The following is a 23,191-nucleotide window of genomic DNA, read 5'->3' as shown; positions in this document are numbered from 1 at the left end:
AAGGGTCGTAAAACGGCTACCATTCTAAAACAGATTGGACCCGGGAATGTCATGCGCCGGGCACATAAAACAAAAAGCCTGAAATAGCAGGCTTTTTGCGTCTTTTCTCTGTTGTATTTTACACTAAAAACTCATGCATACTAAATATGAACTTGCTGCCTGCGGACTGGCAATACCTCCACTCACCGTACCTTTTGTCAATAATCGCATCGCTCCCGTATTACCGACACCATCGTCCAGCATCGTATCAAGCTGAAGTGCATAACGTCCCGAAATACCGTCCGAGCACATGGCATGAACATTGTTAAAAGTACCAGCAGTTACCACTGCCGTATCTAGTGCCGAAACACTTGTCAATCCAATCTGTCCACCTTCACTATTCCTTGGCACATATTGCTGAGCATTTGTTATATCTGTGCTTCCCGTTGAAAAACCCGCCAAACGTAGATGTTGCCAGATAACATAAGACTCATCATTAGCATTTGTCGAACTCCAAGCGCCTTGAATCAAACCATCCTGCTCTTGACTCGTGCTTGCTGCATTTACCCCGCCAACATGCGCTAGAGCAGCATGATCATCCCCCGGCAACACCCTGAACCGATCCTGATAGCCATACAGATAAGTCGGGATATTTCTAAAATCTGCCGCCAATCCCTTCACTTTGGCGTTGGCAATCAATTCCTGCCCACGCATCACACCCGCCAGTAATAATCCGGCGATGACCAGTACAATCGCCAGTTCAATCAAACTAAACCCCTGTTGCTTGTTCATTTCAATCCTCCTCGTTGTTCATTCATTGAAAAAACACTGCATCACTTGTTTACGTTGTGCTCATAATCTGTGCCCAACAACAAAATATTAACATTAATTAATAAATACAAATATAAATTAATAATATATACGGGAGCAGAAAGATGAAAAACAAAGGGAGAAGCATGTGCTTCTCCCCAGTGAGATTGGAGTATCAAAAAACTTGTCAGGTTGATCAATACATGGTCACGGTTAAAAATCTATATCCATCAAGTTTACAAAGTCCCGTAAGAGTGCAACCCACTCAGGAACATATTGACGCCGAGAAATGCAAAGGTGGTGACCAGCAAACCAACCAGTGCCCACCAGGCAAGCATGGCGCCGCGCAACCCTTTCATGAGGCGCAAATGCAGCCATGCCGCATAATTCAACCAGACGATCAAAGCCCAGGTTTCTTTAGGATCCCAGGACCAGTACCCCCCCCAGGCTTCGGCTGCCCACATGGCGCCCAGAATAGTTGCGATGGTAAAAAAGGCAAATCCGACTGCGATCGCCTTGTACATTAAATCATCCAGCACATGCATCGCTGGTAAACGGCTGCTCAATATGCCGCGCTGCACCAGCAAATAAGCACCGGCCACCATGGCCGCCAATGAAAAAGCACCGTAGCCGATAAAATTGGCGGGTACATGAATCTTCATCCAGTAGCTTTGCAAGGCAGGCACCAGAGGCTGAATTTCATTCGCATGACGATCAAAGGTGTACCACAAAATAAAGCCGACTGCTGCGTTGATCACGATCAGCACAAAGCCACCCAACTGGCGGGTTTTAAACGTTTGCTCATAGTGCAAATAAAGCAGCGAAGTAATCAGGCAGAACAAAATAAACACTTCATACAGATTACTGATAGGAATATGGCCGATATCCGGGGCAATCAGATAGGATTCGTACCAGCGTACCATTAACCCGACAAAACCAAACAGGGTGGCCGCCCAGGTCAGTGCAGAAGCCACTTTGGCAGTAAACTCGGAGCGTTGAAACAGCGCCAGCCAATAAGTCAGCATCGCCAGCACAAACAGCACATTCATCCACATAATGGCCGACTGGCTGGCCAGTAAAAATTTAAGCAGGAATTGCTGGCTACTGCTTGCAAGATCACCGTGATAGCTCACCACCCCGAGCAAGCTCAGTACAGCCACTCCAAGCACCAGCCTGGCAATGGCATTCCATCGCCAGCCCAGATAACTGAACAAGGCAACCGCGCCAAACAGGAAGCTCACTTCATACACATCCATATAGCCCGCATACTGGTGATAGGAAAATACCCCTCCCGCCAGCAACAGTAGTGCATACACCCAGTCAAATTTGGTCAAGGTCTGCCAAAACGGTGTAGGTGCCATCATAGAAGTATTCATCATTTCCCTCGCTCTCAACGCGTAGACTACTCGGTATTATTGCAATAGCACGGCTATGTGTTGCCGCTTACTTTCAAAATCTGCGTCCAGGTCCATATTTTTACGATTGGAGGACATTGCCAGCACCACTTCCTGCTGTTGTGGTTTGATCAACAACCACAGCCTGCGTTCCCTGATATAAAACATGGCAAAAATACCTACAACCAGCATCACCGATCCCAGGTAGACCCAATTCTGACCTGGCGAACGGGTGAGCTGGAAACCACTGGCCTGTTTAAGCTCGTAATTGGTCAACTCAAAGTAGTAAGGCGTGCCATAAAAAAACAAATCGTTCATGGCATTCAGGCTATCCTGAATAAAAACAGCCGTCACCTGACCGTCATCGGCTTTACCTAAATGCCGCGCCTCCCGGCTCAGATTATAGGCTTCCAGCGCTGCCGCGTTGAGCAGTTTGAGGTACATTTGTGCAGCTTGTTCGCGCTGGTTTTTCGGCACAGCCGTTTCTATCACCTGCGACAAGGCGCTGTAGCCACCTTTTTTAAACGTGCGCAATAGTTGCAGCAGGCTTTGTTCAAACTGCGCCTTAAGGGCGGGCTTATCGCCTGGCGCCTGTTGCGCCAACCGACTGGCAACCTGCTGCATCATCTGCTCATCGCGCATGGCCTGACGCAAGGCCATGAAGCCAGTAATTTCCAGCGCATCATCCGCAGGAATACGCAAATACTTGAATTCTTCCTGCACTGTTTCGCGCATGCCTGAGACAAAGTAGCTGCGACCATCCAACTGCAAAGGCTGCATGTAATTGACATACTCCCGCGCCTGACCGCTGGCATTTCGCAACTTGTAAGTGGTATTGGGCCCGACATTGCGTGGCTTGCCTTTTCCGTCCGATGACAGATTAAGGATATTAAACTGGCGGAACTCGTTAAATTCAACAGTTAGCTTGGCATCGCCCTCGCCCAGGAAACCCTTGCGCAGTACAACCCCGTCAATATCGTTGCTATTCAGGTTATTGGCTGCAAGGTTCCATAATCGGAAACGCAACTTGGAGCCACCATCCTGAAAGTCTGACTGATAAATCGCAATACCCTTGTAAATGAAAGGGTGGTTGACACGTATGGTAGTTTCAATCGGTTTTGCCAGATCCGAATCAGTGATGACAATGTCACTCTCAAACGATTTGGGCATGCCCGTGGGATAATGCTCAATGCGAAAGTCCTTGAGGGTGACAGTAAACGGCAAATCCTGCACCAGATAGCCATCCCGCACGCGCACAAACGCAATGTTATCGCGCTCACCTTCAGGCAAAGTCATATTCGCCCTAAAGGACAGGTTATTCACACCCAGACGGCTGACTTCCGGCACTTTACTGGCCGGAATATCCAGCGTTTCCACCTTCTTCAAACCCAGCAGCTCCTGTACCTTGAACGGCAGATTACCATCCAGCAAACCACCAAAACAGATTACGACAATGGCGGCGTGCGTAAAAATATACCCCAGGCGCTGATGGGTTCCTGACTTGGCGGCCACCAACACATCGCCACTTTCCAATGGCTTGCGCTTGTAAGTATAGCCTTGGCCAGTGAGGTATTCGGTCAGGTGGGCCTCAACCTGCGCCAACGGTTGGGGGGTATTGAAACTGCGATAGTGACTAAACAGGCGTAATGATTTCTCGGTAGCATGCTCTTTGTAGGCTTTCCACTCTTTAATCATGACTGGCGTATTGCGCAGCACGCACAGAGAAGTTGAAATCACCAGAAACAGCAGAATCATCAAAAACCATGCCGCATGGTACACATCCAGCAAGCCGAGCAACTCAAACAACTCAAACCAGAACTGCCCAAACTTAATGATATAGTTTTGATAAGGCTCGTTTTGCTTGAGCACAGTACCAATAATCGAAGCGATACCTAGTAAGGTCAGCAAGCTCACCGCAAAACGCATGGAGCTGAGCAATTCGTAAACACGCTGTTGTAATGAAGCAGGGGATTTCAAAATACTCTCTTAAAATGGACAGTGATCAGCAAACAGTCAATCGACGATGCAATAACGCAACTTGCGGAATATGGACGACACATGTGCGCAAAAGGTTGCACTCACAAGGGACACCCATAGCAAAAAAGGTGGCCGCAGCCACCTTTGCCATCACGTGCAGAATTAACGCAGCCCTTGAATATAATCAGCAACCGCCTGCATTTCGGCGTCACTCATTTTGGCAGCAATGGTCATCATCATTGGTGCATTGGCGCGCTCACCTGTTCGGAATGTGCGCAACTGTTGCACAGTGTAATCGCTGTGTTGTCCAGCCAGACGTGGAAACTGTTTAGGCAATCCTGCACCTGTTGCACCATGACAGGCTGCACAGGCAGGCACCTGAGTTGCCGCGATGCCACCGCGGTAAATTTTTTCACCCAGCGATCCTTTACCGTTGCTCTTGGCTTTAGCCAGCTTGATACTTTGGCTGGAGAAGTACTTGGCCAGCCCTTCCATATCTTCTGCACTCAGGGCAGCCGCCATGCCAGACATCACAGCATTGGCTCGAGTGCCTTCTTTAAAGTTGGTTAACTGCTTCACCAGGTATTCCGGGTGCTGGCCAGCCAGCTTGGGGTTTGTCGTAATTACGCTGTTACCATCCGCACCGTGACAGGCCGCACAGACATTCTGTACAATTTTTTCCGGACCATTGACGGCGGGCACAGCCTCCGCTGGCGTAGCCTCTTCCGCCCATACGGGTTGCAAACTCAGGGCCAACCCCAGAAACAATCCTGCTTTCAAGCTTTTCAACATATCTCAATAGTCCTAACGTTTTTGTTCATCGACATTTTATCAAACAAACCCTGTTCGTGATAGCATGCAAGGCTGATAGTCAATCATCTTTTGTACGTTCAAGCCATCATGCCCATTTTTCAGAATGCCCGTTTTCACGTATCGGCACATCATTTACGCGATTTACCCCCTGCAAGCGGGGTAGAAGTTGCATTTGCCGGACGCTCGAATGCGGGCAAATCCAGCGCACTCAATACACTGGCAAACCATAACCGGCTCGCTTTTGTCAGCAAACAGCCAGGCCGTACCCAGCTCATCAATTTTTTCACGCTGGGCGATGACAAACACCTGGTAGACTTACCCGGCTACGGCTATGCCAAAGTGCCGGAAGCCCTGCGTGCGCACTGGCAAAACGTACTCTCCCGCTACCTGAGTGAACGCACCAGCCTCGCTGGCCTAGTGCTGGTGATGGACAGCCGCCACCCGCTCACCCCTCTAGACCGCCAAATGCTGGATTGGTTTACGCCCAGCGGCAATCCCGTACATGTGTTACTGACCAAAAGCGATAAACTGTCTCGCAGCGAGTCTACCATTACCCTCAATAAAGTGCGCAAAGAACTGCAAACACAGTGGGGCAAGCATATTTCCGTGCAATTGTTTTCAAGCCTGAAAAAACAAGGCGTGGAAGAAGCTGAAAAAGTACTGGCGCAATGGCTGTTCACTGAACCAGAAGAAACGCCCACCGAGCAGCCACAGGCAGAATAAGCTGCCAAACAACGTCCGCACCCAAATAATCCCCTAGACCCGCCGAAACACCAGGTCCCATACACCGTGGCCTAACTTCAAGCCGCGATTTTCAAACTTGGTGAGCGGTCGGTATGCAGGCTTCTCGGCATAGTCAGCCGCCGTATTTTCCAGCTCCGGCTCTGCACGCAATACTTCCAACACCCACTCGGCATATTCCTGCCAGTCTGTGGCCACATGGATGTAAGCGCCTGCTTTCAGTTTAGCGCACAACAGCTTTACAAATTCCGCCTGAATTAACCGGCGTTTGTGGTGCCGCTTTTTATGCCAGGGATCAGGAAAGAAAATATGCACGCCATCCAGTGACGCATCCGCCAGCATATCCTGCAACACCTCGACAGCATCGTGCTGGATAATCCGGATATTCTGAACATCCTCTTCCTGCATCAGCTTGAGCAAACTGCCTACACCCGGCGTATGCACTTCCACGGCCAGAAAGTCACACGCAGGCAAGGTCTGTGCAATTTTGGCCGTGGCATCGCCCATACCAAAGCCGATTTCAAGAATTTTCTTACCCTCTGTGCGACCAAATGCCCGATTCAAATCCAGCGGTTGCGCGGCATATTCAATCCCGAATTGCGGCCAACCAGTCTGCAAGGCGCGCTCCTGACCTTTGGTCAGGCGTCCCTGCCGCAGTACAAAACTGCGGATACGGCGCTGGTATGGGGCTTCATCGGCTGGGAGATTTTGGTCTATTTCATTCATGGGGCGCATTATACTAGAGCGGGATGGTTTTGATTGATACGTGCGTACATCAGCCCAAAAAGAGTGTCATCAATAGTCTTTAATTAAAACTGGTCAAAATTGGACTGTTATTTAAGATGATTGAGCAATCAGACTCTTGGGGTTGTTTGAGGCGTTGCTTTTCGCCTTTCGGCGCCCCTTCTTTCTTATGCTTGTCCTGTATAGACCGGGGACATGGTTGACAGGTGTACGAGGACATAGTTGACACTTTCGCATTGCATTAAATGCGGAGAACACTATGCCTTGGGAGACAAAAGACATCATGAGTCTGCGTGAAGAATTCATACACCTCGCCACACAAGAAGGAGCAAATCGACGTGAGCTATGCAGGCGATTTGGTATCAGCCCGCAAACGGCCTATAAATGGTTGCGTAGATTTCATACACATGGGCTGGCGGGTTTAATTGACCAAAGTCGAAGGCCGCTACACAGCCCTACACTCACATCAGAGGCGCTGCAGTCAGAGATTGTTCAGCTGAGGCAGCGGCATCCAGCGTGGGGTGGCCGCAAGATCAGCCGCCGGTTAGATGACTTAGGCTTAGGCGCTGTGGCACCAAGCACTGTGAGTAAGGTCTTGCATCGGCACGGCCTGATTGAGGTGGGCGTGGAATACCGGCAAGCTTGGCAGCGATTTGAGCATGAGCTGCCCAATGCATTATGGCAGGCCGACTTCAAAGGTCACTTTGAAACGCTCTCAGGACGTTGCATGCCACTGACGGTGATTGATGACCACTCCCGGTTTAACCTGGTTCTGCATGCTTGTGACAATGCCAGGGCTGAGACCGTCAGGGATTGTTTGGAGACCGCATTCAGGCGGTATGGCTTGCCGGTTCGCATGAACTTTGATAATGGTGCGCCCTGGGGCTGCCCTAACCAGCCGGGGCAAGTGACTAGCCTTGAGCTATGGCTGGTCCGCTTAGGCATACGCATTAGCCATAGCCGCCCCTATCACCCACAGACCAATGGCAAAGATGAACGCTTCCATCGCACCCTCAAAGCAGAAGTACTCAATGGCCGCAGCTTTAACTCACTCAATCAGGTTCAAACCGCATTTGATGATTGGCGTGGCGTATATAACCACGAGGGCCCCCATGAGGCGATTGCACTGGATACCCCCATCAGTCGTTATCGCCCCAGCCCGAGAGCGTTTCCGTCCAGGCTACCTGAGATTGAATATGGGCCCGATGATGAGGTGGTCACAGTGAAATGGAATGGTGAGTTGAGATACAACGGAAAGAGATTCAAGGTATCCAGTGCCTTACACAGGCATGAAGTGGCGATTCGACCGCGTCATGACGAGGATGGCGTTTATGATGTCTTTTATGCGCACCATCATTGCGAAACTATCCGCTTTGCACAAACATGAAAATCACAGTAATGTGTCAACCATGTCTTCGTACATGTGTCACCTATGTCTCCGGTCTATACAGCTTGTCCATAAGAAAGAATGCAAAGAACAAGACACCCCAGCATCCGCCTTTTCTCTGCCTTGCTCGGATCAGGACTTCCGTCCGTTGCTTTGCCGGACTTGGGCATAAGCGCTCGCGAAATTGGCTACACCACTACCCTTAACATCGCTACGCGAGTTAGCCTAACACCGCAACACTACGTTAGTTGACATCCTAGCGGGCTGCACACACCGCAGCCCATCGCGGGATAAAAGAGGAAGCTGGAGTGCACTTTCTTTTGGTAACTTGTTCTGTGTGCAAGCAAAGAACAAGTGGCTCGCCTAGGGGCGAAAAGGGAAATTTCCTTAAGTACACTAAAACACCAAAGCGCACCAAGCTAATTACACCAAGCTAATTTAAGTAACGATCTACAAAAATAGCCAAGAATCTGATTCTTCCGCATCCCCCCAAAAACAACCACGTGGGATATATACCCACCCAACGACCAACTTAAAGCTGATGCCGCTTATCGCCCTGCACAAACCCCAGCAACGGCAACTGCACGCCTTTGCTCAATGCCAGCACTTTAAACAACTCCCCCATCTCGGCCGGAGACAGCAATTTTTGCACTGCGGCCACCTGCGGCAGATAGCGTGCACTGTCTTCAGGATTAATCTGTTGCAACAATTGCAGGATACCGCAGTTGATTAAAAACTGCGCCTGACTAGCATAACCCGCACAATCCAGCCCATGGGCGACGGCCACTTCAGCCATGGCAGTAAAATCTACATGCGCGGTGATGTCTTGCAGGCCGGGATAGAGTAACGGGTTGTCGTGGGCGTAATGCTGGTAATGGCACATCAGTGTGCCTTGCGTGCGTTGCGGGTGGTAATACTCACGGAAACTAAAGCCGTAATCCGGCAGCAGAATCAGGCCTCGTTGCAGCATGACTGCGAGACTGGCAATCAATCCTTGAGCGGCAGGATTGACTTCGGTGATGTAGCCCTCGGGCAAGGCGCTGACCTCGATATGTGCGGCTATCGCTGGATCGCTCAGCGGACGGGATTGCCAAACCAGGCCATCTTCATCGGCAATCCCGCGCTCGAGCCATGTACCATTTTGCCATTGCAGGACATGCAGCGGAATCGCGTCCAGCACTTCGTTGCCGATTACCACACCTTGAAATGATTCTGGCAGCGTATCCAGCCATTCGATGCGCGCAAACACTTCTGCAGGCAGTTTGGATTGCAAGGTTTCTTGCTGGCGGGCGCGCAAGTTGGCGCTCACCTCCAGAATGCGGTAATGCGCGGGTAAATGCCCGATTTCGTACAAGCGCGTGAGCAAGCCCAAAGCCAGCTTGCCGGTCCCGGCCCCGAGCTCCAGCACATCCCCCTGCGTTTCAGCCAATACTGGCAGCACCTGATGAGCGAGCGCCTGTGCAAACAGCGGTGAAATTTCCGGGGCAGTGACAAAATCGCCGCCTAGGCCGAACTTATTGGCGCCACCGCTGTAATACCCAAGGTGCGGAAAATATAAGGCCATCTGCATGTAAGCCGAAAATGAAATCCAGCCACCCTGCGCGTGTATTGCCTGCTGTATTTTTTCGAGCAATCCATGGCTGTGGGCCTGTGCCGCAGCATTCGGCAGCGGCAATGGTGAAGAAATCCGTTGATCAGTCATTCAACCATTATAATGTGAGCAGTCAAGAAAAGAGTACACCGTGCATTCCACTCCATCCAGCAAAGTCATCCTGATCACCGGCGGTGCCAAACGTGTTGGTGCTGCCATCACGCGCGCGCTGCATCGCCAGCATGCGCAAGTGATGATTCACTATCACACTAGCAAGGCCGAGGCCCTCGCATTGGTCGCAGAGCTGAATGCACTGCGCGCTGACAGTGCGGCACCGGTACAAGCCGACCTGCTGCACACTGCGGAACTGCCAAAACTGGTTGAAGCAACCTTACAACGCTTTGGCAGACTGGATGCATTGATCAACAATGCCTCAGCTTATTACTCGACAGAGCTCGGTCATATTGACGAGCAACAATGGCAGGATCTCATGGGCAGCAACCTCAAAGCACCGCTCTTTTTAAGTCAGGCAGCGGCCCCCGCATTAATCGACACTCAGGGCTGCATCGTCAACATCACCGACATGCATATCGAGCGCCCGAAAAAGCATTACATTGTTTACAGCATTGCCAAAGCGGGGCTGGCCACACTGACAAAATCACTCGCGCAGGAACTCAGCCCGCACGTACGGGTGAATGCCGTTGCACCGGGGCCAGTGTTATGGCCTGATGAAAACCTCGAGTTTGATGCTGTTTATCGACAACAAGTGATTGCACAAACCCTGCTCAAACGCAGCGGCGAACCGGATGACATTGCCAAAGCAGTGAAGTTTTTAGTCTATGACGCGCCGTTTGTCACTGGCCATGTGCTGGCGGTCGATGGTGGACGCCATTTAAGTCTCTAGCCCATGAAAGAAGGCTGGCAAACCATCACTATCCACGCACAGGCGCCAGCCAAGCCGCCCACTGGAGAGGTATGCAATGGCTGCGGCGTATGCTGTGCTGCAGAACCCTGTCCGGTGAGCCTTGCACTGCTCTGGCCTCACCAAATGCCCTGCCGTGCATTAATCTGGAGCGATACTGAGCTGCGCTATTTTTGTGGCATGGTCACCCGTCCGGCTCAGTTTTTACGCTGGCTACCCCAAGGCTGGAATGCAGTGGCCAGCCGTCTGTTTAAAAGATGGATTGCTGCGGATACACGGTGTGACGCAGACGTTGAGGCGGCATGATTGCAATTCAATTAGCATAATCAAACACTTAGCGTGACAACAGCGCTCTTTCCGCTATAATGCGCGCCTATGAAGATCAAACATTACCCAGACGACGTTAGCCAAAACTTTTTAAAATTGCGCAACCAGTTGATTAGCGCCACGGGCAAAGCCATTGGCGATTACAACATGATTGAAGAGGGTGACACCGTGCTGGTATGCATGAGCGGCGGCAAAGACAGCCATGCCATGCTGATGATTTTGCTGGCCTTGCAGGAACGCGCACCCATCAACTTCAAGTTGATTGCGATGAATCTGGACCAGAAGCAGCCTGGTTTTCCGGCAGATATTTTACCAGCCTACTTTGAAAAGTTGGGTGTGGAGTACCGCATTGTCGAAGCGGATACGTATTCGATTGTAAAAGAGAAAATTCCTGAGGGAAAAACCACCTGCAGCCTGTGTTCACGCTTGCGTCGCGGCATTATTTACACCACGGCACAGCAACTGGGCGCGACTAAAATTGCACTGGGTCACCACCGCGATGATATTGTGCAGACCTTGTTCCTCAATATGTTCTACGGCGCCAAGATGAAGGCGATGCCCCCCAAGCTTGCGACCAACCGCGGCGAATTCATGGTGATCCGCCCGCTGGCCTATTGTGCTGAAAAAGACATTGCAGCTTATGCGCGTGGTATGCAGTTCCCGATTATTCCGTGTGATTTATGCGGCAGCCAGGAAAACCTGCAACGGCAAAAAATCAAGGACATGCTAAACACCTGGGAGCGCGAGCAGCCCGGTCGCATCAATAATATTTTCCGCGCCATTGGCAATGTCGAGCCTTCACACCTGGCTGACTTTGACCTGTATGACTTCAAGCATCTGAGTCAGGCGAAGGAAGAAGATGAAGACCCCATGTTTGATCACGAGAAGTTTTCGACAAACGACATGGCATTGACCATCACCACGCAAGACGAAAAACGGATTGAATTTGCACGCAAGCCTTTTCCGGTGACCATCAGCATTGAAGAATAAACAACGTTTACGCCCCGACTGGCATTTAAATCTGCACTTTCTGATATGAGTTGTTGTCTAGTCGCTGAAACGCTTGCTATTATCTAGCCAACCTTACATACAGACCACGCAATGTCCAAACTGCTGATTGTTGAATCCCCTTCCAAAGCCAAGACCCTCAAAAAATATTTGGGGAGTGACTTTGAAGTATTGGCCTCTTACGGCCATGTGCGTGATTTGATTCCGAAAAACGGCGCGGTCGATCCGACCCGGCAATTTGCCATGAAGTACGACATCATTGATCGCAACAGCAAGCACGTGGATGCGATTGCCAAGGCCGTCAAAAATGCTGACAGCATTTATCTGGCGACCGACCCGGACCGAGAAGGGGAAGCGATTTCCTGGCACATTGCCGAAATTCTGACTGAAAAAAAACTGATTAAAAATAAATTGCTCAAGCGCGTTGAATTCAACGAGATTACGCAAACAGCAGTCAAATACGCCATCGACCATCCGCGTGATATTTCGATGGATCTGGTCAATGCCCAGCAGGCACGACGTGCGCTGGATTATCTGGTGGGCTTTAATCTCTCGCCCTTGTTATGGAAAAAAATCCGCCGCGGACTGTCGGCTGGCCGGGTACAAAGCCCTGCCTTGCGCCTGATTGTCGAACGCGAGCTGGAAATTGAAGCCTTTACCAGTCAGGAATACTGGAGCATCCATATGGGGGCGCTCAAGCACTCGCATGGCTTTGGTGCCAAGCTGATACAACTCAATGGCGCCAAGGTTGAGCAGTTTACCGTCACCAATCACGATCAGCAGGCCGAGATTGTAGGCAAGCTGCTGCTCGCCTCGGCGGGTAAAACCACGGTCACCCGTGTTGAGAAAAAACAACGCAGCCGCAGCCCGGCGGCGCCATTCACCACCTCCACCCTGCAACAGGAAGCGGTGCGTAAACTCGGCTTTACCACCAGCCGTGCCATGCGGGTGGCGCAGCAACTGTATGAAGGTATTGATGTAGGCAGTGGCACCGTCGGCTTGATCACCTATATGCGTACCGACTCATTCAGCCTGGCCGCCGAAGCCGTGATGCAGATTCGCGACTATGTGAAAAAGCATTTTGATGCAGACTACCTGCCCAAAGCGCCCATCATGTACAAAACCAAGGCCAAAAACGCGCAAGAAGCGCATGAGGCCATCCGCCCGACCGACATTACCCGGTCACCAGCCAGCGTCCGCCAGTATTTGAATGACGAACAATTCAAACTGTATGAAATGATCTGGAAGCGCACCCTGGCCTGCCAGATGACACAAGCGAAATTTGATGCCGTGAGTGTGGATCTGGCGGTGGGTACAGAAGCCAACCTGTTCCGCGCCAGTGGTCAGACCCTGATCTTTCCTGGCTTTATGGCCGTGTATATGGAAGGTCGGGACGATGCTGGTGACGATGAAGATGCAGAAGCCAAATTGCCGCACCTGGAAACCGGCGAAGTATTGTCCGTGGAAAAAATCTACGGCGAACAACATTTTACCGAACCACCACCACGCTACTCTGAAGCGAGCCTGGTAAAAGCACTCGAAGAACATGGCATTGGCCGCCCTTCCACCTATGCCAGCATTATTTCAACGCTGCAAGACCGCGAATATGTGCTGCTGGATAAAAAGCGCTTTACGCCGACGGACGTGGGCCGTGTGGTCAACAAGTTTCTCACCGAGCATTTTACGCAGTATGTGGATTATGACTTTACGGCCAAGCTGGAAAACGAGCTGGATGAAATTGCCGAAGGCAATCTGGACTGGGTGCCAGTCATGGAAAAATTCTGGCAAGGCTTCAACCAGCAGATTCTGGTCAAGGCCGATGTGGATCGACCAGGTAACGAACTGATCGACGAGCAATGTCCGAAATGTGGCAAGCAATTACAAAAACAGCTGAGCCGTTATGGCAGCTTTATCGGCTGTACTGGCTATAACGATACCCCCAAGTGCGACTACAAGCGCAATCTTGACGGGGAAGCCAATATCGCCAGCGAGCCGGTCGTGATTGGCCAGGATGCAGAAGCACAAAAAGACATTTTGCTGATGAATGGTCCTTATGGTCCGTATTTGCAAGTGGGTCTTCCGGTCGAGGGCGAAAAGAAAAAGCCCAAGCGTGTCAGCATCCCCAAAGAAATCCCGCTGAGCCAGGTGAATATCGATACAGCGCACATGCTGCTGAGCTTGCCGCGTGATTTGGGTCAACACCCGGAAACCGGCAAGAAGATTGTCGCCAATATTGGCCGCTTTGGGCCCTATGTAAACCACGACGGCAAGTTCAAGTCTATTCCTAAAACCGAAAGCGTATTCAGTATTGATCTGACTGGCGCCGTTGCGCTGCTGGCTGCGGCCGGAGGCCCGGCACCGTTGGCAGACCTCGGTGCACACCCGTCAGGCGAGGGGCGCATTGAAGTGTTTTCTGGTCGTTTTGGGCCTTATGTGCAGCATGCAGGCATTCGTGCCACGCTGCCGAAGAGTGTCACACCTGAAGAGCTGACCGTGGAACAGGCGCTGGAGTTGTTGGCTGAAAAAGCAGCCAAAGAAAGCGGAAGCGCTAAAGGCAAAGCCAAGAAAGCCGCACCTAAAAAAGCGGCTGCGAAAACAACGACGACAGCCAAACGCAGCAAGAAAACAGCGGAAAAATAACCCCTGCTGCACGCAGCGTTCCAGGGGTGGCCATACCACCTTCAGCATCAGGTGGTATGGTTAGCTATTCATCCATAAATGGTCAATATTCTGGACACCCCAGGTCGCGGCTGTTTCATGCCCAGCAATCTCATCCATGCCTTTGGACAGATCAAGATCTACGACTGGAATATGTATTTTGGATTTGGTGGAAAAGAACGCCTTGACCACAGGTTTTAACAGACTGGAAGGCGACTGACGCACGACGACAGCCAGCCTGCCTGATTTCAGAATCACAACCGTCCCTATTGGATAAATGCCCAGACTCTTGACGAATGCTTTAAAAATGACCGGGTCAAAATGCCCCGCCCAACCCGCCATCCGTTTGAGTGCCAGACCGGGTTCCCATGCTGGCTTATAGGCGCGGGTTGAGGTGACGGCATCATACACATCACAAATCGCACCCATTTTTGCAAATACGCTGATGTGCTCGCCATTCAAGCGATTCGGATAGCCAGAGCCATCCACTTTTTCGTGATGATGCAAACAGACATCCAGTGTCACCGGATCTTGAATATTGGACTTGATTAGCATGTCATGTCCCAGTTGCGGGTGCTGACGAATCACCTCAAACTCAACGTCGGAAAGCGCGCCAGGCTTGTTGAGGATTTCAAGCGGAATAAATGCTTTACCCATGTCATGCATTAATCCAGCCAGACCTGCCTGCCTGACTTCCTCAGGCGACAGTTTGAGTTCCAAGGCAAGTGCAGTCATTAAGGCACAGACGGCAACCGAATGCATATAGGTATAGTCATCGGTTGTTTTCAAGCGGACAAGACTGATCAGCGCATGTGCGTTACGTGCGACCGAGTCTGAAATCTCGTCCACCAGCGGCATGACTTGCTCAACTTCAACGGCTTTTCCCAGGCGGATGTCTTTAAACATAGACGTCACCGCTTCGCGGGAAGATTGCATGATTTTTTTGGCCTGATCCCGCTCTGCATCAAGACTGACTGACAATGCTCTTGCGCGCGGTTTAGCAGGTGTTGCCGATGGCTCACCCTCAGGGTGCACCAGCTCCAGCATGGCCACCTCTTTATCTGTCGGGGCGGGTCCGTCTATCTCAAATAGAGTGTCCAGGCTTTGCGAGGTATCTATTACCACCTCTTTGATGACACTACTTCGGAGCTTGTCTAGGTCGGAAGGATCCTCCAAGACAAATTTCGATTTCCAAAAAGGATGGTCTATCCACTGCCCTTTTAGTTCGTGAATATACATCCCCATCCGCACATCTTTAACCGGTATTGTTTTTAACATGGCCGTACCCCCCTCACAACACTCACCAAGTTATCACACTGCGACAATCATTCATGCAAAAAAAAGGGGGCAATTGCCCCCTTTTACATATTTTTTAAAATTGATGACAACAGCCTACAACCCTGCTGCAGCCTTTAATGCCGCTGCTTTATCAGTGGCCTCCCAGCTAAACTCAGGCTCGTCACGGCCAAAGTGGCCATAGGCAGCGGTTTTAGCGTAAATCGGGCGCAATAAATCCAGCATTTTGACGATGCCTTTGGGACGCAAATCAAAATGCTCGCGCACCAGCTGTGTCAATTTTTCGTCAGAAATTTTGCCGGTGCCATAGGTTTCGACCATGATCGAAGTCGGTTGTGCCACCCCAATCGCATAACTCACCTGTACCAGGCATTTGTCAGCCAGACCAGCAGCAACAATGTTTTTGGCTACGTAGCGGCCAGCATAGGCTGCAGAACGGTCTACTTTAGAAGGATCCTTGCCGGAGAAAGCACCACCACCGTGGGGTGCAGCGCCGCCGTAAGTATCCACAATAATTTTGCGGCCAGTCAGACCACAATCGCCTTGCGGGCCACCAATCACAAAACGGCCCGTCGGGTTGACCAGGTATTTGATTTCACCCTTGATCAGCTCGGCAGGCAGTGTCGGTTTGATGATTTCTTCAATCACTGCTTCACGGATGGCTTCCAGCATCATCTCAGGTGCATGCTGGGTTGAAACCAGCACGGTATCAATGCTGTGTGGTTTGCCATCGACATAACGGATGGTCACTTGTGATTTGGCATCCGGACGCAACCATGGCAAACGGCCATCTTTACGCAACTGTGACTGACGCTCCATCACGCGGTGGCTCAGCCAGATTGGCAAGGGCATCAATTGCGGTGTTTCATTCACGGCATAACCGAACATCAGGCCCTGGTCCCCGGCGCCCTGATCCAGCGGATCATCATTGGCGTTATCTACGCCCTGGGCAATGTCTGGAGACTGTTTGTCGTAAGCCACCAGTACTGCGCAGCCTTTGTAATCAATGCCATAGTCGGTATTGTCATAGCCGATACGCTTGACTGCATCACGCGCCACCTTGATGTAATCTACATTGGCCGTGGTAGTTATTTCACCGGCCAATACGATCAAACCGGTATTTGCCAATGTTTCAGCGGCCACGCGTGCGGTGGGATCCTGCGCTAAAATCGCATCCAGAATGCTGTCAGAAACCTGATCAGCCAGTTTGTCGGGATGGCCTTCGGAGACGGATTCCGAAGTAAAAAGATATTCACTCATTATTGACGCCTTGGAAATGTATAAAGTTAATCAAAAGCACTGACTAAAGGCTGAAGCCAGCACCGGAAAGATGAAGACAGCATTCTACCCGAGATTGTTCAGTTTATCGAATCAGCGCGCTTCTTCCTCTGCCATTCAACGACACGATAGAGTATCATCTTGAGCTATGAAACTCCGATTTACCAAAATGCAAGGCGCAGGCAATGATTTTGTGGTCATTGATGCCACGCGTGCGCCCGTTCACCTGACCCAAGCGCAGATTCAACACATTGCCAATCGCTATTTTGGCGTCGGCTGTGACCAGTTATTGATGGTAGAAAACACTGACACCCCGAACGTCGACTTCCGCTACCGCATTTTCAATGCCGATGGCGGCGAGGTCGAGCAATGTGGCAATGGCGCGCGCTGCTTTGTGCGTTTTGTGGTCGAAAAAGGCCTGACCAACAAACGCGAAATCAAGGTGGAAACCGCCAGCGGCGTGATTAGCTTAAGTCTGCAAGACGACGGACAGGTGACAGTCAACATGGGCGCGCCGCGTTTTGTACCGGCCCAAATCCCTTTTGAAGCAGCCGAGCAATCCACCGCGTATGCACTGCCTTTGCAGAAAGAAACCGTGACGGTCAGCGCGGTGTCCATGGGCAATCCGCATGCGGTGATGCTGGTAGACAATGTGCATACCGCAGATGTCGGTGGGCTTGGGCCACAAATAGAATCGCACCCGCGCTTTCCGCAGCGGGTGAATGCAGGCTTTATGCAAATCCTCAACACGCACGAAATCAACCTGCGCGTATATGAACGTGGCAGCGGCGAAACTCTGGCGTGCGGCACTGGCGCGTGCGCGGCTGCCGTCAGTGGCATGCAACTGGGGGTATTGCAGACCCCGGTGAAAGTACATACCCGCGGCGGCATACTGACCATTACCTGGCAGGGCGACCAAGCACCGGTGATGATGACCGGCCCGGCAGACATCGTCTTTGAAGGCGAAATTCAACTCTAACCCCGAAACAAAACACATGGAAAACAGCATTAACGAAAGCGACATCAAGCATTATTTGAAGTCGCACCCCGACTTTTTTGAGCGCAATGCGCACTTACTGACCGAGATTTTTTTGCCCAGCCCACATGGCAAAGGCACTATTTCACTGGCTGAACGCCAGCAAATCGCCCAACGCGACAAAATCCGCGTGATGGAATCCAAATTTACCGAACTGATTTTAACCGCCGAAGAAAATGAGGCAACGGCAGCTAAAGTGCATGAACTGTCCCTGGGTTTGCTGTTTGCCAAAAGCATCCCGGCGCTGCAACAGCATCTGGTCGAATTTCTGGCTGAGCAGTTTCAACTCCCGCATACCCAATTAAAACTGTGGGTAAACGAGAGTCATCCTGCTGACAATGTGTTTATTCAGGCCGAGGACTCGCTCAAAAACTGGGCAAAAGACTTGAGCCAACCGTATTGTGGCACATTGCCCACCATGGACATCGCTGGCTGGTTTAGCGAATCTCCCGCCTCACTGGCTGTGATTCCGATGCGCTATCAAGAAGTGACCTTCGGCTTGCTGGCGATCCCCAGTCAGCAACGCAGCCGCTTTTATGCCGGCATGGGCACCCTGTTCCTCAACCGTATCGGAGAACTGGTCAGCGCGTCGCTGGCCAAACACATCATATGAAAGCCCCCGCTGAGGTTTCCGCCAAGAGGTATTTATCTGCGGCGTCAATTGTCAGCGTAACTCTCTCCAGCCAAACACCCTAAGCTGCCATGCTCGATCTGCTCAACCAATATCTGGACTTTTTGCACTTCGAGCGCGGCCTGAGCGAGCATACCCGCAACAACTACCAGCGTGATATTGCCCTGCTGCTGCAACAGCATGGGCAAGACCTCAAAAGCCTGACAGCGCTGCAACTGCGCCGCAGTATTGGCGCCTTGCACGGGCAAGGCCTCAGTGGTCGCAGCATTGCCCGCATCCTCTCCAGCTGGCGCGGATTTTTTCACTATCTGGTCTTGCACCATCAGTTTCCGGCGAATCCGGTCATCGGCTTACGTGCGCCCAAATCGCCCAAAGCGCTGCCGCATGCCTTGTCGATAGAACAAACCAGCAAGCTGGTAGAGCTTGAAGGTCACACGCCGATTATCCTGCGTGACAAAGCCATGCTTGAATTGTTTTACTCTTCTGGCCTGCGCCTGAGTGAGCTGGTGGGCCTTAATCTGGACCGGCTGGATTTGCAGGAAGGCATGGTCACCGTGATTGGTAAAGGCAATAAAACCCGCATGGTGCCTCTAGGCAGCAAAGCAATGAGCGCGCTACGCGACTGGCTGACCGTACGCCCGCAATGGCTCACCCGCAAGCCGGAAGAAGTCGCCGTGTTTATCAGCCAGCTTGGGCGCCGCATCCATGGCCGCACCGTGCAAATGCGCCTCAATGGCTGGGCACTCAAACAAGGCCTGCATAACAAAGTCCACCCGCACATGCTACGCCACAGCTTTGCCAGCCATGTGCTGCAAAGCAGCGGCGACCTGCGTGCCGTGCAAGAAATGCTGGGGCATGCCAACATCAGCACCACACAGGTCTATACCCATCTCGACTACCAGCACCTCAGCAAAATCTATGATGCCGCGCATCCTAGAGCGCGCAAAAAATAGCGCATGCAAAACATGATGCGTGATCTCGCGAGATAAGCAATTGGCAGCAAACTTAAGCCTTTCTCCCCTGTAACCACTTTTCAAACTGGAGGCGCGGCATAGGCCTGGCAATCCAGTATCCCTGCCCGTCATCACATCCCAGATCTCTAAGCGTTTTGTAAACCGCCTCAGATTCAATCCCTTCAGCGATGACCCTGAATCCAAACTCCCTGGCCATTGCAATCAGTGACTTAACGATAATGATGTTTCTTGGATCAAACTGCAGATCACGGATGAAAGATTGGTCAATCTTTAATGCTGTTGCCGGAAGCATTTTAAAAAAGTAGAGATTGTTATAACCCGTTCCAAAATCATCGATAGACAGGCTGATGCCCATATGGCGCAGCACCTGTAAGCGTTGTAATGTCGCCATCGGGTTAGCAATGAGCGCACTTTCGGTAAACTCAATCTCAATACCGCTTGGATTTAAATGGTATGCCTCGATCAAGCCTTGTATTCTGGCCAGAAACTGGTCTGAATCAAGGTCCACAGCTGACACATTGAGTGCCATTGAGAACGTATGCCCTTGCGCCTGCCATTCCGCCGCCTGTTTGAGACCTTGGTCCAATACCCAGGATGTGATGCGCCGCATTAATGCCGTTTTTTCAGCCAGCGGAATAAACAGATTAGGTGCAATACACCCCATCAGAGGATGCTGCCATCGTAGTAATGCCTCCACCCCAACCAAGGCACCGCTGATGAGGTCCACCTTGGGTTGATAGTGCAAACTCAGCTCATTGCAGGAAGTCAGCGCATTGGGAATCGCCATCAGGATATTAAAGGCATGCCGGGGAGCATCTTCAAGCGATTTTTCATAAGGTAAAAATTCAAGATTGTGATGACGCGCCAGATCAACAGTCGTGACAAGCGCCCTGACAACATCTTTAGGATCCTGGCATTGCTCTGGCAATACCGAAGAAATGGTCATATCAAAACGATAAGGAATGCTTTGATGCTCTACAGGATGCGCAAAGGTCTTGATCACCTCTTGCACAACCACTGCAGCCTTGCTCGCCTCAACATTGACCGCAAACAACGTGGTCGAAATTCGATAAAGCGTGTAAGGGCTTAATGTTTTTTTGAGCTTTTCCTTGGCGGCAATCAGCATGGTCTCGGCATATTCCCAGCCCAAGGCCTTGGTCACGCCCCTGAAATACTCTTCACCGCACACATCAACCGCAATGCTCATCAGTGGTTCAGCACCCATCGGACGATGTAATAAAGCCTCAACATCATCGATAAAGCGCGTGCGATTGGGCAACTGTGTCAATGCATCAAAATAGCCCACGGTAGAGAGTAACTTGATACGCTCTCTGACCATTGAGCAAAGCTCGACCAGGAGTTGCGTTTCTTCCGGGCTAAATGCCTGGCGAGGAATACTGTCAATAATGCAAAGCGTTCCAATACACTTATCCTCCTCAATCACAATCGGAACGCCCACATAAAACCGGATATTGGGCGCCGACTTGACCAGAGGATTGTTCACAAAGCGGGGATCTTCAATTGCGTTCAATACCACCATCGGTGCCTGCCCATGAATGGCATAGGCACAAAAAGCCTGGTCACGCGGGGTTTCATTGACGGCGAGCCCATACTTGGATTTAAACCACTGCCGATGATCATCGATCAATGAAATCAGCGCAATGGGAACATTGAATACGGTGGCACATACTTTCGTGATGGAATCGAGAATGCTGTCTGCCGGGGTATCTAGCAGGCAGAGCTCTCTCAGCAGATTGAGTCTCTCATCTTCATTGAATGTCACTTGCGGCCCGTCACTCATAGCGCTTACCCACCCAAGTATTTTTTAGTACAAGATGGAACAAACTGCACTGCCCATCCTGACTTTAATGGCATCTGATCACTATAAATTAATCGTGAAATGATTGACTCGCAATTAACCCTGGAAAGTATAACTAAAAAACAATACTAAGCAATTGATTTAAAGCAACATATCGTTCCATCGCCCCCTTTTCTATTACACCATTCATCAATCCACTGCTCCACTTCTGTGCTAAAGCCCAAGATACCGGATCAATCGGGCCAGATCAAAAGATTGATGCAAAATAATCTAAACCAAAAGGACGGTTTTTAAGTCGTATAAATTATGGCAAAATAACCCTAGTAAATTGGTAAACAATTTGCCAGATAATTGTGACTACCGCGTCACGTCTTGCATGCTTTTAGCAATCGCATGATAACAACCAAGCAATAAAGGAAAAATCCATGGAACACACACTACCACCCTTGCCTTTTGCCAAAAATGCGCTGGCACCGCATATGTCTGAAGAGACCTTCGAATACCACTATGGCAAGCACCATCAAGCCTACGTCACCAACCTGAACAACCTGATCAAAGGCACCGAGTTCGAAAATGCCAGCCTGGAAGACATCGTGAAAAAATCTTCCGGCGGTGTTTACAACAACTCAGCCCAAATCTGGAACCACACCTTTTTCTGGAACTGCCTGTCACCAAACGGTGGCGGTGAGCCAACCGGCGCGCTGGCTGCTTCCATCAACGCCAAATGGGGCTCTTATGAAGACTTCAAAAAAGCCTTCCAGGCCTCTGCTGTGGGCAACTTCGGCTCCGGCTGGACTTGGTTGGTGAAAAAAGCAGATGGCTCAGTGGATATCGTCAACATGGGCGCAGCAGGCACTCCATTGACCACTGGCGACAAGGCTTTGCTGACCATCGACGTTTGGGAGCATGCTTACTACATTGATCACCGCAATGCGCGTCCTAAGTTTGTAGAGACTTTCCTCAACCACTTGGTGAACTGGGAATTTGCAGCAGCTAATTTTGCATAACGATTGATTGATATATTTTGCGTTAATTAATACGTAACTTTGAAGCCCCAGAAAATCTGGGGCTTTATTTTTTATGCTTGATAATTCTGGTATTGATCTTAAGACAGCGCCCATTCAAATCAGCCCGAACCTCAATTGCTTTTCAACATAAAAACACTTCGGCTCACTGCCTTGGTTAAAAGCTGTCATGTATAAAACAGATATGGGAATACTTTTAACATCTTTGGAACTAAAAACTCCATGTCTTAATGCGCAACATAATGAAATCTTCTCGTGCATTAGATTATCAATAAAATACTGAATCTCTTCGTACACAGTTAATTTATCAACTTCACTGTATAGGTCATGACACTCACCATACTCTTTCAAGTAATCCATCAATTCAGCAAGATGGGTCTCAGCTTGCCCTTCGACATATGCTTCGCAAGTGAATAAATTTGCATTCATTTGAGCTGCTAAAGATGCGAGATATCTACCAGAGGTGACTATTTCAACTTTTACGCTCAGATATTTAGAGTCAATCTCTTTTTGAACACTCTCTATTTCCTCTGGAGTTGGAATTTTCGTTGGTTTATCAAACTGATCTATATCTTCGCAACCGAACGCGGATGCAAGTGCACGTTTAGTTTCTGTGCTAGCGGGTTCACCACCCTCAATACGCTGGATGGTTCTAACACTTAGGTAGAGGTGGCCCCGTTTAGTTGGACAGAATCTTTGAAGTTTTAAGTGAAATATCTTGCGATTCTGTTTAAGCTGCCTTGGGTGTTGCGGGCAGGTGTTTAAAGTAAAACTCATCCGG

The 23,191-nt window shown here is 50.5% G+C and carries 20 protein-coding genes; 10 read left to right on the top strand and 10 right to left on the bottom strand.

From position 1 onward, the window contains the following. Window positions 1-123: 123 nt before the first annotated feature. From Q9291_RS13245 to Q9291_RS13230, 4 genes are all read right to left on the bottom strand, one after another. Window positions 124-771, bottom strand: coding sequence for a type II secretion system protein (locus Q9291_RS13245; RefSeq protein WP_306390586.1), 648 nt, complete (start codon window positions 769-771; stop codon window positions 124-126). 254 nt (window positions 772-1,025) lie between these two features. Then, on the bottom strand, window positions 1,026-2,165 hold the full coding sequence (gene ccsB, locus Q9291_RS13240; RefSeq protein WP_306390626.1) for a c-type cytochrome biogenesis protein CcsB: 1,140 nt from the start codon (window positions 2,163-2,165) through the stop codon (window positions 1,026-1,028). A gap of 36 nt (window positions 2,166-2,201) precedes the next feature. Then, complete coding sequence (locus Q9291_RS13235; protein ID WP_306390625.1) at window positions 2,202-4,109, bottom strand: cytochrome c biogenesis protein ResB; 1,908 nt, start codon at window positions 4,107-4,109, stop codon at window positions 2,202-2,204. Between the two features lie 213 nt (window positions 4,110-4,322). Then, a complete protein-coding gene (locus Q9291_RS13230; RefSeq protein WP_306390584.1) occupies window positions 4,323-4,952 on the bottom strand; it encodes a c-type cytochrome in 630 nt (209 codons plus the stop codon). Window positions 4,953-5,060: 108 nt separating this feature from the next. Here Q9291_RS13230 and yihA point away from each other — a divergent pair, with 108 nt between their 5' ends. Beyond that, window positions 5,061-5,696, top strand: coding sequence for a ribosome biogenesis GTP-binding protein YihA/YsxC (gene yihA / locus Q9291_RS13225; protein WP_306390582.1), 636 nt, complete (start codon window positions 5,061-5,063; stop codon window positions 5,694-5,696). A gap of 33 nt (window positions 5,697-5,729) precedes the next feature. On the opposite strand, the gene trmB is transcribed toward yihA, so the two are convergent. Then, window positions 5,730-6,440, bottom strand: a complete 711-nt coding sequence (gene trmB, locus Q9291_RS13220; protein ID WP_370530762.1) for a tRNA (guanosine(46)-N7)-methyltransferase TrmB — start codon at window positions 6,438-6,440, stop codon at window positions 5,730-5,732. A gap of 277 nt (window positions 6,441-6,717) precedes the next feature. Between trmB and Q9291_RS13215 the strand changes: the two genes are divergently transcribed. Next, the gene (locus tag Q9291_RS13215) at window positions 6,718-7,845 is read left to right on the top strand and encodes an IS481 family transposase (RefSeq protein WP_306390580.1); all 1,128 of its coding nucleotides are present in this window, start codon (window positions 6,718-6,720) and stop codon (window positions 7,843-7,845) included. A gap of 532 nt (window positions 7,846-8,377) precedes the next feature. Here the strand turns inward: Q9291_RS13215 and Q9291_RS13210 are convergent. Continuing rightward, window positions 8,378-9,547, bottom strand: coding sequence for a class I SAM-dependent methyltransferase (locus Q9291_RS13210; RefSeq protein ID WP_306390578.1), 1,170 nt, complete (start codon window positions 9,545-9,547; stop codon window positions 8,378-8,380). A 40-nt stretch (window positions 9,548-9,587) separates the two neighbouring features. On the opposite strand from Q9291_RS13210, the gene Q9291_RS13205 reads away from it, so the two are divergent. From Q9291_RS13205 to topA, 4 genes are all read left to right on the top strand, one after another. Continuing rightward, the gene (locus tag Q9291_RS13205; protein WP_306390577.1) at window positions 9,588-10,340 is read left to right on the top strand and encodes a pteridine reductase; all 753 of its coding nucleotides are present in this window, start codon (window positions 9,588-9,590) and stop codon (window positions 10,338-10,340) included. Window positions 10,341-10,343: 3 nt separating this feature from the next. Next, window positions 10,344-10,664, top strand: coding sequence for a hypothetical protein (locus Q9291_RS13200; protein WP_306390575.1), 321 nt, complete (start codon window positions 10,344-10,346; stop codon window positions 10,662-10,664). A 69-nt stretch (window positions 10,665-10,733) separates the two neighbouring features. Further along, window positions 10,734-11,675 carry a tRNA 2-thiocytidine(32) synthetase TtcA gene (gene ttcA / locus Q9291_RS13195; RefSeq protein ID WP_306390574.1) on the top strand — a complete coding sequence of 314 codons (942 nt, stop codon included), beginning with the start codon at window positions 10,734-10,736 and terminating at the stop codon, window positions 11,673-11,675. Between the two features lie 111 nt (window positions 11,676-11,786). Next, the gene (topA, locus tag Q9291_RS13190) at window positions 11,787-14,333 is read left to right on the top strand and encodes a type I DNA topoisomerase (protein ID WP_306390573.1); all 2,547 of its coding nucleotides are present in this window, start codon (window positions 11,787-11,789) and stop codon (window positions 14,331-14,333) included. Between the two features lie 60 nt (window positions 14,334-14,393). Here the strand turns inward: topA and Q9291_RS13185 are convergent, their stop codons facing one another. Further along, a complete protein-coding gene (locus Q9291_RS13185; RefSeq protein WP_306390572.1) occupies window positions 14,394-15,629 on the bottom strand; it encodes an HD-GYP domain-containing protein in 1,236 nt (411 codons plus the stop codon). 114 nt (window positions 15,630-15,743) lie between these two features. Then, on the bottom strand, window positions 15,744-16,907 hold the full coding sequence (metK, locus tag Q9291_RS13180) for a methionine adenosyltransferase (RefSeq protein WP_306390571.1): 1,164 nt from the start codon (window positions 16,905-16,907) through the stop codon (window positions 15,744-15,746). 166 nt (window positions 16,908-17,073) lie between these two features. On the opposite strand from metK, the gene dapF reads away from it, so the two are divergent. From dapF to xerC, 3 genes are all read left to right on the top strand, one after another. Then, window positions 17,074-17,904, top strand: a complete 831-nt coding sequence (gene dapF / locus Q9291_RS13175) for a diaminopimelate epimerase (RefSeq protein WP_306390570.1) — start codon at window positions 17,074-17,076, stop codon at window positions 17,902-17,904. A 16-nt stretch (window positions 17,905-17,920) separates the two neighbouring features. Beyond that, window positions 17,921-18,574 (top strand): DUF484 family protein, encoded by a 654-nt coding sequence (locus Q9291_RS13170; protein WP_306390568.1) that lies wholly within the window; start codon window positions 17,921-17,923, stop codon window positions 18,572-18,574. An 89-nt stretch (window positions 18,575-18,663) separates the two neighbouring features. Further along, complete coding sequence (xerC, locus tag Q9291_RS13165; RefSeq protein ID WP_306390566.1) at window positions 18,664-19,545, top strand: tyrosine recombinase XerC; 882 nt, start codon at window positions 18,664-18,666, stop codon at window positions 19,543-19,545. A gap of 52 nt (window positions 19,546-19,597) precedes the next feature. On the opposite strand, the gene Q9291_RS13160 is transcribed toward xerC, so the two are convergent. Next, the gene (locus tag Q9291_RS13160) at window positions 19,598-21,367 is read right to left on the bottom strand and encodes a sensor domain-containing phosphodiesterase (protein WP_306390565.1); all 1,770 of its coding nucleotides are present in this window, start codon (window positions 21,365-21,367) and stop codon (window positions 19,598-19,600) included. Between the two features lie 443 nt (window positions 21,368-21,810). Between Q9291_RS13160 and Q9291_RS13155 the strand changes: the two genes are divergently transcribed. Further along, entirely contained in the window at window positions 21,811-22,392 is a 582-nt protein-coding gene (locus Q9291_RS13155) for a superoxide dismutase (RefSeq protein ID WP_306390563.1), read from the top strand. Window positions 22,393-22,506: 114 nt separating this feature from the next. Here Q9291_RS13155 and Q9291_RS13150 read toward each other — a convergent pair. Continuing rightward, a partial coding sequence (locus tag Q9291_RS13150) for a hypothetical protein (protein WP_306390562.1) occupies window positions 22,507-23,191 on the bottom strand: 685 nt, incomplete at its 5' end.

It is taken from the genome of Methylophilus aquaticus, assembly GCF_030769565.1.
GTDB lineage: Bacteria > Pseudomonadota > Gammaproteobacteria > Burkholderiales > Methylophilaceae > Methylophilus > Methylophilus aquaticus.
This window is presented reverse-complemented; position numbering and strand designations above follow the sequence as displayed.

What these genes read in the sequence shown, in the direction of transcription:
- Q9291_RS13245 (WP_306390586.1), bottom strand. Translation starts at nt 771, where the DNA reads ATGAACAAGCAACAGGGGTTTAGTTTGATTGAACTGGCGATTGTACTG.
- ccsB (WP_306390626.1), bottom strand. Translation starts at nt 2,165, where the DNA reads ATGAATACTTCTATGATGGCACCTACACCGTTTTGGCAGACCTTGACC.
- Q9291_RS13235 (WP_306390625.1), bottom strand. Translation starts at nt 4,109, where the DNA reads ATGCGTTTTGCGGTGAGCTTGCTGACCTTACTAGGTATCGCTTCGATT.
- Q9291_RS13230 (WP_306390584.1), bottom strand. Translation starts at nt 4,952, where the DNA reads ATGTTGAAAAGCTTGAAAGCAGGATTGTTTCTGGGGTTGGCCCTGAGT.
- yihA (WP_306390582.1), top strand. Translation starts at nt 5,061, where the DNA reads ATGCCCATTTTTCAGAATGCCCGTTTTCACGTATCGGCACATCATTTA.
- trmB (WP_370530762.1), bottom strand. Translation starts at nt 6,440, where the DNA reads ATGAATGAAATAGACCAAAATCTCCCAGCCGATGAAGCCCCATACCAG.
- Q9291_RS13215 (WP_306390580.1), top strand. Translation starts at nt 6,718, where the DNA reads ATGCCTTGGGAGACAAAAGACATCATGAGTCTGCGTGAAGAATTCATA.
- Q9291_RS13210 (WP_306390578.1), bottom strand. Translation starts at nt 9,547, where the DNA reads ATGACTGATCAACGGATTTCTTCACCATTGCCGCTGCCGAATGCTGCG.
- Q9291_RS13200 (WP_306390575.1), top strand. Translation starts at nt 10,344, where the DNA reads ATGAAAGAAGGCTGGCAAACCATCACTATCCACGCACAGGCGCCAGCC.
- ttcA (WP_306390574.1), top strand. Translation starts at nt 10,734, where the DNA reads ATGAAGATCAAACATTACCCAGACGACGTTAGCCAAAACTTTTTAAAA.
- topA (WP_306390573.1), top strand. Translation starts at nt 11,787, where the DNA reads ATGTCCAAACTGCTGATTGTTGAATCCCCTTCCAAAGCCAAGACCCTC.
- Q9291_RS13185 (WP_306390572.1), bottom strand. Translation starts at nt 15,629, where the DNA reads ATGTTAAAAACAATACCGGTTAAAGATGTGCGGATGGGGATGTATATT.
- metK (WP_306390571.1), bottom strand. Translation starts at nt 16,907, where the DNA reads ATGAGTGAATATCTTTTTACTTCGGAATCCGTCTCCGAAGGCCATCCC.
- dapF (WP_306390570.1), top strand. Translation starts at nt 17,074, where the DNA reads ATGAAACTCCGATTTACCAAAATGCAAGGCGCAGGCAATGATTTTGTG.
- Q9291_RS13170 (WP_306390568.1), top strand. Translation starts at nt 17,921, where the DNA reads ATGGAAAACAGCATTAACGAAAGCGACATCAAGCATTATTTGAAGTCG.
- xerC (WP_306390566.1), top strand. Translation starts at nt 18,664, where the DNA reads ATGCTCGATCTGCTCAACCAATATCTGGACTTTTTGCACTTCGAGCGC.
- Q9291_RS13160 (WP_306390565.1), bottom strand. Translation starts at nt 21,367, where the DNA reads ATGAGTGACGGGCCGCAAGTGACATTCAATGAAGATGAGAGACTCAAT.
- Q9291_RS13155 (WP_306390563.1), top strand. Translation starts at nt 21,811, where the DNA reads ATGGAACACACACTACCACCCTTGCCTTTTGCCAAAAATGCGCTGGCA.